Source organism: Oceanobacillus sp. Castelsardo, assembly GCF_001659985.1.
Taxonomy (GTDB): Bacteria; Bacillota; Bacilli; order Bacillales; family Amphibacillaceae; genus Oceanobacillus.
Map to the genome: position 1 here is coordinate 390,518 of NZ_LYCS01000002.1, position 15,607 is coordinate 406,124.

14 protein-coding genes are annotated in these 15,607 nt (G+C 36.0%); 1 reads left to right on the forward strand and 13 read right to left on the reverse strand.

Translation table 11 applies throughout. From position 1 onward, the window contains the following. Positions 1-33: 33 nt before the first annotated feature. From A9178_RS06050 to A9178_RS06060, 3 genes are all read right to left on the reverse strand, one after another. A complete protein-coding gene (locus tag A9178_RS06050) occupies positions 34-1,959 on the reverse strand; it encodes a S8 family serine peptidase (RefSeq protein ID WP_068673348.1) in 1,926 nt (641 codons plus the stop codon). 349 nt (positions 1,960-2,308) lie between these two features. Then, complete coding sequence (locus tag A9178_RS06055; protein WP_068673351.1) at positions 2,309-3,052, reverse strand: sulfite exporter TauE/SafE family protein; 744 nt, start codon at positions 3,050-3,052, stop codon at positions 2,309-2,311. A gap of 54 nt (positions 3,053-3,106) precedes the next feature. Beyond that, positions 3,107-3,886, reverse strand: coding sequence for an ABC transporter ATP-binding protein (locus A9178_RS06060; protein ID WP_068673353.1), 780 nt, complete (start codon positions 3,884-3,886; stop codon positions 3,107-3,109). 244 nt (positions 3,887-4,130) lie between these two features. On the opposite strand from A9178_RS06060, the gene A9178_RS06065 reads away from it, so the two are divergent. Then, complete coding sequence (locus tag A9178_RS06065) at positions 4,131-4,580, forward strand: Hsp20/alpha crystallin family protein (protein ID WP_068673355.1); 450 nt, start codon at positions 4,131-4,133, stop codon at positions 4,578-4,580. A 45-nt stretch (positions 4,581-4,625) separates the two neighbouring features. On the opposite strand, the gene A9178_RS06070 is transcribed toward A9178_RS06065, so the two are convergent. From A9178_RS06070 to larE, 10 genes are all read right to left on the reverse strand, one after another. After that, the gene (locus A9178_RS06070; RefSeq protein WP_068673357.1) at positions 4,626-6,365 is read right to left on the reverse strand and encodes a phospho-sugar mutase; all 1,740 of its coding nucleotides are present in this window, start codon (positions 6,363-6,365) and stop codon (positions 4,626-4,628) included. A 426-nt stretch (positions 6,366-6,791) separates the two neighbouring features. Next, positions 6,792-7,793 carry an ABC transporter ATP-binding protein gene (locus A9178_RS06075; RefSeq protein ID WP_068673358.1) on the reverse strand — a complete coding sequence of 334 codons (1,002 nt, stop codon included), beginning with the start codon at positions 7,791-7,793 and terminating at the stop codon, positions 6,792-6,794. Continuing rightward, positions 7,774-8,778 (reverse strand): ABC transporter ATP-binding protein, encoded by a 1,005-nt coding sequence (locus A9178_RS06080; protein ID WP_068673361.1) that lies wholly within the window; start codon positions 8,776-8,778, stop codon positions 7,774-7,776. The genes A9178_RS06075 and A9178_RS06080 overlap by 20 nt, the downstream gene beginning before the upstream one ends. 29 nt (positions 8,779-8,807) lie before the next feature. After that, a complete protein-coding gene (locus A9178_RS06085; RefSeq protein WP_068673363.1) occupies positions 8,808-9,617 on the reverse strand; it encodes an ABC transporter permease in 810 nt (269 codons plus the stop codon). Between the two features lie 6 nt (positions 9,618-9,623). Then, positions 9,624-10,568, reverse strand: coding sequence for an ABC transporter permease (locus A9178_RS06090; RefSeq protein WP_068673365.1), 945 nt, complete (start codon positions 10,566-10,568; stop codon positions 9,624-9,626). Positions 10,569-10,635: 67 nt separating this feature from the next. Then, positions 10,636-12,174 (reverse strand): ABC transporter substrate-binding protein, encoded by a 1,539-nt coding sequence (locus A9178_RS06095; RefSeq protein ID WP_068673367.1) that lies wholly within the window; start codon positions 12,172-12,174, stop codon positions 10,636-10,638. A gap of 255 nt (positions 12,175-12,429) precedes the next feature. Then, positions 12,430-12,894: a nickel pincer cofactor biosynthesis protein LarC2 gene (gene larC2, locus A9178_RS06100; protein ID WP_082918107.1), complete on the reverse strand. Its 465-nt coding sequence runs from the start codon at positions 12,892-12,894 to the stop codon at positions 12,430-12,432. A 19-nt stretch (positions 12,895-12,913) separates the two neighbouring features. After that, on the reverse strand, positions 12,914-13,660 hold the full coding sequence (gene larB / locus A9178_RS06105; protein ID WP_068673639.1) for a nickel pincer cofactor biosynthesis protein LarB: 747 nt from the start codon (positions 13,658-13,660) through the stop codon (positions 12,914-12,916). A 35-nt stretch (positions 13,661-13,695) separates the two neighbouring features. Then, entirely contained in the window at positions 13,696-14,586 is an 891-nt protein-coding gene (larC, locus tag A9178_RS06110; RefSeq protein ID WP_068673369.1) for a nickel pincer cofactor biosynthesis protein LarC, read from the reverse strand. Between the two features lie 153 nt (positions 14,587-14,739). After that, a complete protein-coding gene (gene larE / locus A9178_RS06115) occupies positions 14,740-15,570 on the reverse strand; it encodes an ATP-dependent sacrificial sulfur transferase LarE (protein ID WP_082918108.1) in 831 nt (276 codons plus the stop codon). Positions 15,571-15,607: the final 37 nt, after the last annotated feature.

The window sequence follows — 15,607 nt, forward strand, 5'->3', positions numbered from 1 at the left end:
TAATTTACTTATTAGCAATCTTTTTTATGTTCATTACCCAAACAAGTTACTTAACCAATTAAAGAAAGAGACGAAAATAGTAACAAAGAAACCTGTTATTTTTTCAAAAAATCCTATTTCATCCTCTTGATTTTTCTCCACTTCCTTAGGCCCATTATCTACATCTTGATTTAGAGTGGAATGGTCTTGCTTCGTTATTTCTTTGTCATTACTCTCCTCGGAAGAAGCAATTAATTCTTCTTTCTTTTCTTTGTCTTCCGTTTTCTCTTTTTTATCATCAGGTTTATCTACTTCTTTAGTTTCTTCATTATTCTCAATCTGTAATTTTTCTTCTGAAGGTTCACGATTAATCTTCGTCTTAGTTGAATTATTTTCATTAGTATCATAAGAAATTAAAGTTTCTTCCTTACTAGACTTGTTAAAAGGAATTAAATCCATATCGTTTTCTACAACAGAATCATTTAATTCCGGTCCTTCTTCGGGGTTAGTAGTTCTCTTTTCTTCCTTATATTTCGTTTCTTGTTTTGGTTCTTCTTTTAAAACTGTCGTAGTTTTTATAATCTCGCGAACCCCCAGCGATTCATTCCCCAGACGATCTTTCGAAATTAATAATAGATTGTACTCTTTATCAGCCTCAAGCTGTTCCAATTTATAAGTGGGCTCTTCATAAATCGATACCGTGTCTAGCCATTCATCATCAAGATAAATGTCCACTTTTTCAAAATCTTCTTCGGTCGGGATTTCCCAATGAATCTGAGCGGAGTTTTCATTTACATCAACGATTTCTAGATTGGACACTTCACTTGGAGCTGTTTGGTCATCAGGGAAATACGTAATAAATCCATGGCCATACAGGGAGTCTTTTCCGTTATCTCCTAAATCTTGAACATATTCAACAAGCTTTTTTCGAAGTTCTACATGAGTAAACGCTGGGTATTTTTCTTTTAATAATGCTAGCATCCCGGCAACATGTGGAGCCGCTTGGGATGTTCCACTAGCTACACCATATGACCCATTTATAAACGTACTAATAATATTATAACCTGGCGCTGAGAATTCAACTTCTGCCCCCGTGGAGGAGAAAGAAGCAATATTTAACCGCCCATCAACTGCAGATACACCAATAACATTCTCATATTTTGCCGGATACATAACTGAATTGGCTCGTCCGTTATTCCCACTTGCACCGACAATTAAAATACCGGCTTCATATGCTTTATTCACCATTTCTTCTAAAGATGAATCTATTTCGTCCATTCCAAATGATAGATTAATAATGTCCATGCCATTGTTAATTGCCCATTCTATGCCTTCAAGCACATCACTTAAATTTCCTTCTCCATTTTCATCAAGTGCTTTAATCGCGTATAATTTAGCATCTGGTGAAACCCCAACAATACCAGTATCATTACGTTTTCCAGCGATTACACCAGCAACATGTGTCCCATGCCCATGATCATCCTGAAAGCTTTCTGTATATTCAACAGTCGATACACCACCAACTATCGTTAGTTCCGAATGATTAGAAATTCCAGTATCAATAATCGCAACCTTTATACCTTTACCAGTATATCCTTCTAGCCACGCCTTTTCAGCCCCTATTAAATCGATATTCCAATACTCAGTTTCTTGTATATCATTTTCAAGAGGCACCTTTGTTACCTGTTGATTATTTATCGATAATTCAAACGGCTTATTCTCTCTAACATAAGAAATATTCGGATTATCCTGAAGTTCAGCTATGTTTTCTTCTTCTACCGTTACTGACAAGGCTGAGATATGTTGAAAGGCATATTCTACATTCGTACTTTGTTCCAAGATTAATTCTTTTCCTGTTTCATTTTCATAACCTATGATGACATCCACTTCATTTTGTTCAGCCGCATAAATAGTTTGATAGTTTCCTATAGTAAAGAGGAATACTAGCATGATTACAATTCTCAATATCCCTTTCGACAAGCTTTATCACCCTTTTTGTCAGATTTTGTCTATTACTTATCATACCATTAAATGAAGGACGATTGACTGATATTATATTAAAATTAGATTGAAATTAGATGACAATTTTTTTACTTCATTAGTAAGAAACGTGGCATTCGCTACTAAGCCAAAAAAGCCGTTGCACCCATAATGGAGAACAACGACTTTAGTATTACCTTAAAGAAGACTTGGTTCAGGTGGAGTTTTAACTCCACCTGAAACTTAGTCGCCCTTATTTCGAAACTTGGCGTTACTAAACTCCCGCCTGTAGAGGCGGGAGTTTAGTAACGCCGCGTAGATAAAATCTGTAATTCAATCATTTTTTACTTTAGATTAATAGTTTTAATCCACCAATTGCTGCTAAAGTTAAAACTAACACTTGGAAAACCTTTTGTGGAATATGCGGTAATAATTTTACCCCAATTAGCGCACCTATAATAATCGGTACAGCCAACCATAAATTAAATGTAAGTGACTCTTGGTTAACAAGACCTAAATGAAAATAAAATGGGAATTTGATTAAATTAACAATAAAGAAAAACCATGCGGCAGTTCCAATAAACTCCTGTTTCGGTAAACCCTTTACAAGTAAATAAACCGTCATTATCCCGCCGGCAGCGTTTCCAATCATCGTTGTGAAGCCACCTAAAATCCCCATAACACCGGTAAAAGATTTCGATTTAGGTAACATCTCATTAAATCGCTCGCCTAATTTATCTTTCCATACATGTAAAGCAATGATGGATAAAACTAGGAATCCTATTAATGGTTCCAATTGCGCACTATTAATAACATCTAAAACAAAATAGCCAATCCCAATACCGACTACAACCCAAGGTATAAGCGATATTAAATGCTTCCAGATGACGCTTCTTCGATAATAAATAATGGCAAATCCATCCCCAATTAATAACATAGGAAGTAAAATACCAACAGATTCTTTTGCTGGGAAAACTAACATTAGTAGCGTTATTACTAAAATAACGAGATTCGGCAACCCTGATTTAGATAAACCTATTAAAATAGCACATAGTATAACTAGTAACCATTCCATTAACGTCAAATCAAACATATGAATACTCCATTCTTCGTTGAAATATAAAAGCAATTGTTTTATTCAATCAAACTACCGTAAAGACATCCAAGCCCTGTTGGATTTCCATTCCGTCTCAACAGAAGTAGAAAAGAATTCGGATAAAGTATCTGCCGTAATTATTTCTTTCGTCCAGCCTTGATTGTAAACCGTACCTTCTTGTAATAATAATGTTTTAGAAAAAGCAGGTAAAATTTCTTCCACATGATGTGTTACAAATAGTATGGTAGGAGCATTTTCTTGCCTAGCTAACTGATTTACCGTTCGAAGTAAATCTTCTCTCGAAAGAAAATCAAGACCATTTGTTGGCTCATCTAGAATAAGCAATTCAGGTGATCCCATTAACCCTCTAGCAATCAATACTTTTTGTTTCTCACCTTGGGAACAAGTTTGATAAGTTCGTCCTACTAGTTGACTACAACCAAGCTTCTCCATAATTTCTAAAGCCTTTATCCTATCCGCTTCCGTGAAGGCATCGTATAAACCAATGGATGAGAACTTTCCGCTAACCACGATTTCTTCAACTAGCGAGGATCCCTTTATTCGCTCACCAAGAGAGGAACTGACCCATCCAATGGATTTTCTTAATTCCCTTAAATCTGTCTTCCCAAAAGTTTGTCCTAAAACAGAAATAGTACCAGTCGTCGGCCATATATAACCATTAATCATATTAAGTAATGTTGTTTTTCCGGAACCATTGAGGCCTAATATCGCCCAATGTTCTCGCCTTTCTACCTTCCAATTTATATTAGAGAGGACTGATTTCCCTTGTCTTTTCCATGAAACATTTTGGATATCTACTACTGCTTCCACAAAACTTCCCTCCTACTCAAAGTAGTTATATATTCTCTAATAATTCGACATATTTATTTTTTTTCCTGCCTTTAACCATAAGAACGTGATGAAAATGTCAATTAAAGTCTTTTATAAACGCCCCTTGGCTCGTGTGACCACTTATCAGCTAATACCCAAACTTTCTATTAAAAACATGCATATATTAATAATAATTCGATATTAATTTATTTAATAATAAGGAGAGGGAAAGGAGCATTTGGATATGAAAAAGGGGAATTTTCCTGATGGATTCGATGTGGATATGGCACCACTTCGTAATTTCGTGCGAAAATTAGATACCATGTTTAATGAATCGTTTAAACATCTTCAAAAGAATTTTAATCATAATTCATTTCCTATTGATGTAAAAGAAACAGAAAATGAAATCATTGTACTTGCAGAATTACCCGGGGTTAATCGTAATCAAATTAAATTAGAGATAGTAGGGAATCAATTAAAAATTGGTGTGGAAGATAAAAGAAGTTTTTCTGAAAAGAATGAAGAAGAGTCTTATTATCGTCATGAAGAATCCTTCCAAAATAAGGAACGAGTAATTTCAGTTCCTTTCGATATTCCCGAAAAAGAAACAAAAGCATCTTTTCATAATGGACTTTTAAAAGTGACAATACCGAAGAAAAACTCGAAAAGGAAATTTATAAATATTGATGAATAATGGCATAAAGGTAGTTGACTCTTATACAGTCAACTACCTTTAGTTTTAGTTATTTATTTCTTCTACTTTTGCCATAACAGCATTTCGGAGTTCCTCTAGTTTATTTTCACTAGCTCTTAATGTATTATCTTTCACGCCAAAGTAGAATTTAATTTTCGGTTCCGTACCGGATGGACGTAGGCAGAACCATGAACCGTCTTCTAGTTTATATTTTAGTACATTCGATTTTGGTAGTTGTATCGTTTCTTCTTTGTCGTCATTCACTAATTGACGCTTGCTAGATTGATAATCCTCGATTTCCACTACGGTTTTACTAGCCATTTCTTTTGGTGGGTTACTACGAAAAGCTGTTAAAATAGCGTTGATTTGTTCCACTCCATCTTTTCCTTTTAATGTTAACGACTCCAACCCTTCACGGTAATAACCATATTGTTCAAATACTTCTAAAAGCCCTTCATATAATGTCATGTCTTTCGTCTTATAGTAAGCTGCAACCTCTGCAATAAGCATACAAGCTTGTACCGCATCTTTGTCACGTGCAAAAGGTTTTACGAGGTAACCGTAACTTTCTTCATAACCGAATAAGAAGCTTCTTTCTTCTGATTGTTCAAATTCTCTAATTTTCTCACCGATAAATTTAAATCCTGTTAACGTATCAATCGTATCTAATCCGTGTACTGCTGCAATATCTCGACCAATTTCGGATGTTACGATTGTTTTAAGAACTGTTGCATTAGATTCTAATGTTCCTTGTTTTTTCTGTTCTGTAATTAAATAGTGCAGTAATAATGCTCCAACTTGATTACCAGTCAATACTTGATATTCACCTTGTTCATTACGAACAGCTACCCCAACACGATCTGTGTCTGGATCTGTCCCTAGTAAAATGTCAGCATTCATCTTCTCACCATATTGGATTGCCAATTCAAATGCTGCATGCTCCTCAGGGTTAGGAGATTTTACAGTTGAAAAACTAGAATCAGGAAGTTCCTGCTCTTCTACCACTTGGACATGCTTAAATCCAATTGCTTCTAGTCCTTTGCGTACAGGTATATTTCCTGTTCCATGTAATGGAGTGTAAACAATTTTGAAGTCATCTGCTACTTGTTTAATAACTTCTGGGTTAAGATTAACCGTTTTTAATTGTTCTAAATAAGCGCGATCTAGCGTTTCGCCAATTATATTAATAAGACCAGCCGCCTTTAGTTGTTCTTCGTCCCCAACTTCAACTGCTAATTCATTTTCTACTCCGTTTACTTTTTCAATAATTTCTTCCGCCACTTCAGGTGTTACTTGAGCGCCGTCTTCTCCATACACTTTATACCCATTATATTCTGGAGGATTGTGGCTAGCCGTGATGACAATTCCACTAAATGCATGCAAATATCTAACTGCAAAAGATAATTCAGGTGTTGATCTTAACGATTCAAAAACATATGTATGTATTCCGTGTTTCCCTAACGTTTTTGCCGCTTCCATCGCAAATTCAGGGGATTTAAAGCGACAGTCATAGCTAATCGCAACTCCACGTTTTTTCGCTTCTTCCCCGTGGCTTTCTATGTACTGGGCTAATCCTTCTGTCGCTTTTCTAATGGAATAGATGTTCATACGGTTGGTACCTGGTCCAAGTTCCCCACGAATACCACCAGTTCCAAATTCTAACGTTTTATAAAAATGTTCTTCCAACTGTTTTGGGTCGTTTGCAATGCTCTCTAATTGTTGTTTTAATTCCTTGTCCAATCCAGAAAATTGTTTCCATTTTTCGTAATTTGCTTCCCAACTCAAGTCTAATTCCTCCGTTCAAACTAATAGGTTACTTCTCTTTTTAGTAATATGTGTTAATAGTCAATTTTATTATACTTGTAGAGCGTCGTTAAATCAAAGATGTCTTATCTTCCTATTGCGCTATGAATCGACACAAAAGTTATTTCTCGGGAAATAATTCGACAGAAGCTTATAATTTTATTTTATTTCCGGGGAAATGCTCCAATCCATTTAAGCAAAATAGGTTATTCGACATGAAGAAGACTTGGTTCAGGTGGAGTTTTAACTCCACCTGAAACTTAGTCGCCCTTATTTCGATGCTTGGCGTTACTAAAAAGTAATCTTGCCAGCTAAATTTTTAATAAAGGAAGGTATTCGCTAAGCTTTTCGCAAGCGGCTTAATTTCTTATTCAGCTATGCTAAAAGGTCCCCTTAACTGTGCACCGATTAATTCACTTTTAAAATCGACTCTTTATTTTCATTTTTAATATCATACAAATGACAACCTACCTCATGATAATTACCTACTTTTTGCCGTTTAGGCTTAACGCTTTGACAAATGTCCATCGCAAACTTGCATCTATCGTGAAATGGACAAGCCTCTATATCATTTGAAAATCTATGTAAATCACCTTCCAATAGTTTTAATTCATCTGCTTCCTCTATTGATAAAATAGAGGAGAATAATCCTTTGGTGTATGGATGTTTTGGGCTGCTTCCTAACTCTACCGTCTTGCCAATTTCTATGATTTCTCCTAAATACATAACAGCAATTCGATTACAAAAATACTGAACGACATTCAAATCGTGTGATATAAATAAATATGTCAGTTTGTATTTTCTTTGAAGTTTTTTTAGTAGGTTTAAAATTTGCGCTTGAACCGAAACATCCAACGCTGACACCCCTTCATCAATTACAATAAATTCCGGTTCTAAAATAATGGCAGTTGCAATTGCAATCCGTTGTCTCTGACCACCACTTAATTCATGGGGATAGCGATCCATAAAGGAATGATCCAGTCCTACCTCTTCCAGAACCTCGATTGCCCTCTGCCTGCGAAACACGCGATCCCCAATTTTGTGAATATGTAATGGCTCTTCTACCGTCCAGCCAATAGACTTTTTTGGATTAAGCGATGCATATGGATTTTGGAAAACAATTTGCACCTGCCTTCTCCATGCTTTTAATTCCTTTTTTGTAAATGAAGATACATTCTTTCCCCTATACTTTACCGTCCCAGAAGTTTGTTTGATCAATTGAAGAATGACTTGACCAAGCGTTGATTTACCGGATCCACTTTCACCAACAAGACCAAACGATTCACCCTCACATAAGGAAAAACTCACTTCATTAACAGCTCTAACATACTTATTTTTATCTAACGAGTTTTTTCGTGCTTGTTTAAAGAATTTATGCAGATCTTCTACTTCAATGATTGGTGTAGTCACGATGTAAGCCCGCCTCCTTTGTATAGAGATGGCATTTAGCTGCATGCGTACCTTCTATTCGTTCTATTTTCGGGACTTCCTTATCACAAGCATCAAAGCGATGGGAACAACGATCCGCAAAAGGACATACATCTCTTTTTCTATCTTGTAAAGAAGGGACTTTCCCCGGAATGGTAAATAACTCTATACCACGTTTTCTATGGTCTGGTATAGCTTGAATTAATGCTTTTGTATAGGGGTGTTTTGGATTGTTTAATATTTCCGATAAGGTTCCTTCTTCAACGATATGCCCAGCATACATTACGAGTACACGATCACAAATATTCCGTATGACTCCCCAGTCATGAGATATAAATATCATCGATGATTTCCGCTCATATTTTATTTTTCTAAATAAAGCTAAAATTTGAGCTTGAATTGTCACGTCAAGTGCGGTTGTAGGTTCGTCAGCGATTATAAGATCAGGCTCAGCGATTAGAGCAATAGCAATCACAACACGTTGTTGCATCCCACCAGATAATTGATGAGGATATGCTTTGTACAATTCCTTCGCTCGAGGTAATCCAACTTTTTCCATCATTTGAATCGTTCGTTTTTTCATCTCATCCTTTGAATAGGAAGTGTGTACTTTTAATCCTTCTGATATTTGTTTCCCCACTGTAACTAAGGGATTTAAAGCAGTCATAGGTTCTTGAAAAATCATTGATATATTCTTTCCACGAATCTTGCGCCAATCTTTATCTTTTAATTCCCTTAAATCCACATGTTTATATTTCATCTTTCCTTGTTCTACTATTGCATTTTTAGGTAAAATTCCTAAGATTGCTTGGGATGTTAGGCTTTTTCCACAACCGGATTCACCGACAATCCCAACAACTTCATTTGGATAAACAGAAAATGTTATATTTTCTAAAGCCTTGTAATTTTCACTAGCAATTTTAAAGGAAACGTCCATATTCTCCACAGTTAGTATGGGTGCACTCAATGCTTTATCCTCCTAATCCAATAGTATAGCTATGCTTTTTTATCCTGTTTATCCCGTAAACCATCTGCAAGTAAATTAAAGCCTAAAACTAAAAATGTAATCGCTAATCCTGTTAAAATAACATACCAAGGAGCTGACGCAATATAGGCTTGCGCTTCTTTTAACATCCGTCCCCAACTAGGATCAGGTGGTTGTACTCCTAACCCCAGATAACTTAATCCAGATTCAGATAAAACCGCTCCAGAGAAACTTAATGCTACAGCAACTAAAATTGGAGAGATTGCATTTGGTAAAATATGTTGAAAGATGATTCGTAGGGAACTCGCTCCTTTAGCGATGCTGGCTTTCACAAAGTCATATTCTTTATATTGAATGAAACTGCTTCTTGTAATTCTAGCAAAAGATGGGATGCTCATCATTCCTAAGGCGATAATGGTGTTCATCATTCCCGTACTAAATACTGCAATCAACATAATAGCAAGAAGAATCCCAGGAAAAGCAAGCATCGCATCTATAAATCTACTAATCACTTCATCTATCCAGCCTCCGAAATATCCTCCGATGGCCCCTAATAGAAAGCCAATTATTAATCCAATTGTAACTGATGAAACCCCAATGATGAAAGCGGTCTGTGAACCTTCCATAATTCGAGATAAAATATCTCTACCGAAGTTATCTGTACCAAAAGGGTGTTCCATCGAAGGCGCAGCCAAGCGATTAGCGGAATCCATGGCATTCGGATCATACGGGGTATAAAAAATACTAATAACCATTACTGACAGTAAAAATACAATTAATCCAACGCCAATATAAAATGGAATACTCTTCGCTTTCTCCAATTGTAATCACCCCTTAAGTCGAATTCTTGGATCGATAACCTTGTATAATATATCTACGATGAAATTTATGAGAAGAACGATGATTGCAATGTATAATACCATCGACTGGACTAATGGGAAATCCCGTGATGTGATGGATTGAATTAGTAAATTACCAAGACCTGGTAGGGAAAATACATTTTCAATGATAATACTACCACCAAGCGTATCTGCTACAAGCAATCCCATAATAGTTAATACCGGTATTAGTGAATTTCTTAAAATATGACCGTATAAAATAGAATGTTCCTTTAGTCCTTTCACTCTTGCGGTTCGGACATAATCCATTTTTGATTGATCTAATATTGTATTTCGTAAGTAGCGAATGACTATAGCAATATTTCCAACCGCAATCGCAAATGATGGTAAGAAAAATGAGCGTAAAGCACCTAAGAAGTCTTCTGACCACGGGACATACCCATAAGTTGGAAATAATTGTAGTGTCACACTAAAAGCTAAAATGAGAATAAATCCAAACCAAAAAGATGGAATGGATATTCCGAGTTGAGTCAACACATTTAAAAAGATAGAAACCCTTTTTCCATCAGAATGAGCTATAAAGATTCCTAATGGTACCCCGATTACAACAGTAAGAATTATAGAAAGGATGGCGAGCGAGGCAGTTACCGGTATTCGCTCTATCAATATATCACTTACAGGCAGCTGATATCGTAAAGATTCTCCCAAATCCCCCTGTAAAAGGCCCGCTACCCAATCCATATATCTTTCAGCTGAGGAACGATCTAATCCCAGTTGTTTCTCTAACTGCGCTACTTGATTAGGATCTGCATCGATTCCTAAAATAATTTGCGCAGGATTACCAGGTAGTAGTTGAAAAACGAAAAAGATCATCATAGAAACAATGATTATCGTAGTAATAAAGCTTGATAGTTTATATAGAAAATATCTCATCGTTTCAGTCTCCTTACTAAAATGTGAACAGTATGTTGGAATTATGATACTGTTTCACATAATAAAACTACTCATTAGTGGATTTTAAATCTTCTAAGTTAAACTTTTGGATTGGGTACATTTTTAACCCTACTAAATCACTTCGAAGAGCAATTGTACGATCCGGGTCCATAATAAATACACTCACCGCATCCTCTGTTAATAAGCGTTGTGCTTCTTTATAATACTTTGCCATCTCTTCCACGTCTGTCGATTCAACAGCCATTTCAATTAGTTCATCGTACTTTTTATTCTCGTAATTAATAAAATTAGATTGATAATCACTTACATATCGAACAAGTACTTCATACGGATCTAATTTCCCTGTAAAGGAAACAACAGTTGCTTCATATTGTGCATTTTGATAAACCGTCTCTAACCAAGAACTAAATTCGATTGGTTTAATCTTTACTTCAATACCAATTTGACTCAATTGTTCCACAATCACTTGTGCCGTATCAACGTGAAATTGATAATCAGATGGTACCGTTAATTCTAACGTAAAGCCATCCGGAACCCCGGCCTCTTGTAATAGAGACTTTGCTTCTTCTATATTTGGGGCATACACATCTTCTAATCCAGCTTCATAATAAAAATCCATCGCAGGGCTAAAATTCGATCCTAGTTTTGTTCCTTTTCCATCTGCCACTGTTTCGATAATCACATCTTTATCTATCGCTAGATTAATAGCTTGGCGAACTCGTACATCATTTAAAGGTCTCACTTCATGATTTAAAGCCATTAATTGAACCATATTTTGTGGTCCAGATACTGTATTTACAGAATCTCCTAGCTGAAGTAATCCCTGAGGAGTGATCCCTGGAATTATATCAATTTCTCCTGACTGCATCGCTAAAACAGCAGCCTCTGAATCTGGCATCACAATAAACTGAACTTCATCTATTTCTGGTATATTTTCTTTGTCATAATAATCTTCGTTTTTTACTAATATTAATTTTTGTCCAACCTCATATTCTTGAAACTTAAATGGACCGGCACCTATAGGGCTCGTACTCTGTTCTTCATAATCTGCGGGTAAAATGGGACGAACATTCGCAGCTAAAAATGCAGAATTTTTTTCTTTTAATGTAATTACTACTTCATGGTCTGATGGGGCTTCTATTTTTTCTATTTTTTCAAATTGGGAAGATAAAGCTTCTTCTCCGTTTAGTCCACTTAATCGTTTATAAGAATAGAGTACATCCTCTGCAGTTAATTCAGAACCATCATGAAATGTTACTCCTTCTTTTAATGTAAACGTATAGGTTAAGCCATCATCTGAAATATCATAGGAATCAGCAATTGCTGCAATTAATTTTCCACTTTCATCTGTATCTAGTAATCCATCAAACACATTGTCCATCATGGATTGTGTGTCTGTTGCGGCTGAAATATAAGGATCTAAATTATCTATTTCTGTACTCATAGCAATTTTGATTACTTCATCTTGATTTGTTGTTTCTGATTTACTATCTGTTGCAGTTTCATTGGAATCTTCACTATTAGAGCATGCGACTAATAACAAAATGGTAACCATTATGTAAATTAACTTGCTTACTAGTTTCATTTTAAAATATCCCCCAAGATTTTATCATAGTATAAAACTTTCCCTTATTTATTACCTATTTACTTAGCTCTTTCATTTGACCCTCCTCTTATTACGTAATTGGTTATTATTTCGTCAAAGAGTTGCAAAATCCCTTTTTTATTAGGAATATTTTCGCACTTTTTAGCAAATTTTACAATGGCTTTATAAAATCCAATCGATTACAAAGAAAAAAAGCTAGAGAAAATTGCTTATCGCAATCTCTAGCCTTTTCGTTTATAACACCTTCCATATCTCTTCATACACTTTTTTTAATGGTATTTGATGTTTTTCAGCAATTGTTTTACATTCTTCATATTCTGGGGAGCTTTGGAATACTTCGCCGTTTGAGATTCCTTGTTTTACGGTGACTTTGCCCCAGTCAGTTTCTACCTTAATAAATCTTCTTTGCATACGATGAACGGTTATAGGATAATAACGTATTCCTAAGGTTGTCGTTTCTCGAAGTAAAATCTCCTTCATTTTTTCTACTTTACTAGTAGAGCAAAGAAGTTGCAGCAATACACCCGGTCGATTTTTTTTCATATAGATTGGCGTGTAAAAAACATCGTTAGCCCCTGCTGCAAATAATAGGTCCATCACATAGCCAAGCAATTCACCTGACGTATCATCAAGGTTAACTTCCACTTTCACCATATTTCGATCGATATGTTCATTGTTTGGAGGGTGTTTAATTTCCAACTTTTAGAATATCCCCTTTCTAGCCTTTTCTTGCTAATCTGTCTATTAATACCGCATTATATGCCCCACCGAAACCATTATCAATGTTCACAACACTAATTCCGCTGGCACAGGAATTCAGCATGGTTAACAATGCTGAAAGTCCTTTAAAATTAGCACCATAACCAACACTTGTAGGAACCGCTATAACAGGATGAGAAACTAGTCCACCGACAACACTTGGCAACGCCCCTTCCATTCCTGCAATAACGACAGAAACTGTAGCCTGTTGAATTTCTTTCGCTTGGTCTAGTAAACGATGAATCCCTGCAACTCCAACATCGTAAAATCTCCGAACATTGCATCCCATCACTTCCGCTGTCACCGCAGCTTCTTCTGCTACTTTTAGATCAGAAGTTCCCGCACAGAGTATCGCTATATATCCATCACTATTTTCATTAGTATTTTTAGTGGATTTCCAATACAAAATCTGCGCTAATTTTTCAAAGGTGAACTCTGGATGAACCTCCAAGATTTGCTTTGCTTTTTCTTCTGAGATTCTCGTTATTAGCACATCATTTTCCTTAGCCTTTATCGCTTCCAAAATGGAAATAATTTGTTCTACTGTCTTTCCTTCCCCATAAATAACCTCTGGAATCCCTTGACGCTTCTTACGATGATGATCCACTTTCGCAAAACCCAAATCCTCATACGAAGCGAGTTTATTCTTTGCTTCTTCAATACTTATTGATCCTTCTTGCACCTTACGTAAAATATCTTCCATGATTCCTTTTTCCTTCCCGTAAATATAGTTATCTTCCTTCATTTTTCCCCAATTATAATTCGTAACACATTCGGATGATTAGGGAAGGTTTTCGTTCCAGCTCCATAACCAACTTCATCTACCTTCATGGAAGGGAAGGTACAGAAATCCTCAGCCAATTCAGCGGCAATTGCAGCACCTGTAGGAGTAGTCAGTTCAGCTTGAATTTCACTATTTGCGATAGGAACACCACGTAAAATTTCTAAAGTTGCTGGTGCAGGTACCGGATAAATTCCGTGGTCAATATGAATTTTTCCAAAACCAGTAGGAATTGGAGAAGATATAATTTCATCAATTTCAAGCTGCTCCAATAAAATGGCAGTACCTACAATATCAATGATGGAATCCACTGCTCCTACCTCATGGAAATGAACTGTTTCTAGTGGCATTCCATGAATTTTCCCCTCGGCCTCACCAATTTTTTTAAATATCCTTAAAGACGTATCCTTTACCTTTTCCGATAAATCTGATTCTGAAATCATACTAACAATATCACGATAAGATCGATGGTCGTGATGATGGTGTCCATGATTATGGTCGTGGGAATGATCATGAGCATGGACATGATTGTGATGATGTGCATGTGTATGGTGATGATCCCCCTCACCATGTGAATGATGGTGTCCGTGGTCATGAGAATGTTCATGGTTATGTGTATGTTCATGTGAATGGTGATGATGTTGTTCTTTATTTTTTAACACGACATCAAATTTAGTACCTGTAATTCCATTTTTCACCACCTTAGTCATCTTCAATTCATACTCATCAGCAAAGTTCAATTTCTTGAGTTCAGATTCCAGATATGAAAAATCCCCCCCAGCATCTAGTAATGCACCTATCGTCATATCTCCACTCATACCTGAAAAACAATCAAAATATAATAGTTTCATTCTTAAAACTCCTTTATGTATTAACTGTCAAAAGCATACCCATATTTTCTAATTTCAAATCAATTAATTGCTTGTCCAGTCCATCCAAAAAAGCAGTTTTTAATCTTAAGTTGAGATTAAAAACTGCTATCATGGATTGCCCATTTAAGCTTATTAGGCATTTGCTGCAAGTTGCTCGTTAGTAGCTTCTGATAATACTTCATTCATACTACCAGTACGATATCCTCTAAGATCACAAGTAACATAATCAAATCCTAATGAGACTAATTTATGTTGGATTTGCTCACGCTTCTCCAATAAGGAAACGATTTTATCTGCTGCCACTTCGATACGTGCAACATTGTCATGGTAACGAACACGAACTTCATCAAAACCAGTGCCTTTAAGATAAAGTTCTGCTTCATTTACTTGATTAACAATTTTTTTATTTAATGTTGTTCCATAAGGGAATCTAGATGCTAGACTACAAGATGCTAGTTTATTCCAAACTGGAAGATCTAATTCCTTCGCTAATGCACGGACGTCCGTTTTATACATATTTGCTTCTTGAAGCACACTTCGAATACCTTCTTCTGTTCTTGCTTTCAAACCAGGACGGAAATCTTCTTCGTCGTCCATGATCATACCATCTAAAACATATGGGAAATCCATTTCTTTCGCTAGTTTATTTAAATGCGTATACAATAATTTTTTACTGTAATACCAGCTATCTGGATTATTCGCAACAATTCGTGAATCTTCTAATTCCTTTATTTCTGTCTTATGAACACGAACACCCATATCCTCTGCAAATGCAACTGCAGCATCAAACTCTGAATCACGGAATAGCTCGGAATTTACCACAACTGCTAGTACATTGTCATTCCCAAGTTCTTGTTGAGCACGCTTTAAAACAACTGCACTATCAACACCACCAGAAAACGCAACCATTACACGGCCCATATTTTTTAATGTTTCACCTAAACGACGGTTTTTATCTAACATCTCAGTCACTCCATTCACCTCATTTTCCCTTTCAGGA

Coding starts and splice junctions, on each gene's coding strand:
- A9178_RS06055 (WP_068673351.1), bottom strand. CDS start 3,052: ATGTTTGATTTGACGTTAATGGAATGGTTACTAGTTATACTATGTGCT.
- A9178_RS06065 (WP_068673355.1), top strand. CDS start 4,131: ATGAAAAAGGGGAATTTTCCTGATGGATTCGATGTGGATATGGCACCA.
- A9178_RS06090 (WP_068673365.1), bottom strand. CDS start 10,568: ATGAGATATTTTCTATATAAACTATCAAGCTTTATTACTACGATAATC.
- A9178_RS06095 (WP_068673367.1), bottom strand. CDS start 12,174: ATGAAACTAGTAAGCAAGTTAATTTACATAATGGTTACCATTTTGTTA.
- larC (WP_068673369.1), bottom strand. CDS start 14,586: ATGAAACTATTATATTTTGATTGTTTTTCAGGTATGAGTGGAGATATG.
- larE (WP_082918108.1), bottom strand. CDS start 15,570: ATGTTAGATAAAAACCGTCGTTTAGGTGAAACATTAAAAAATATGGGC.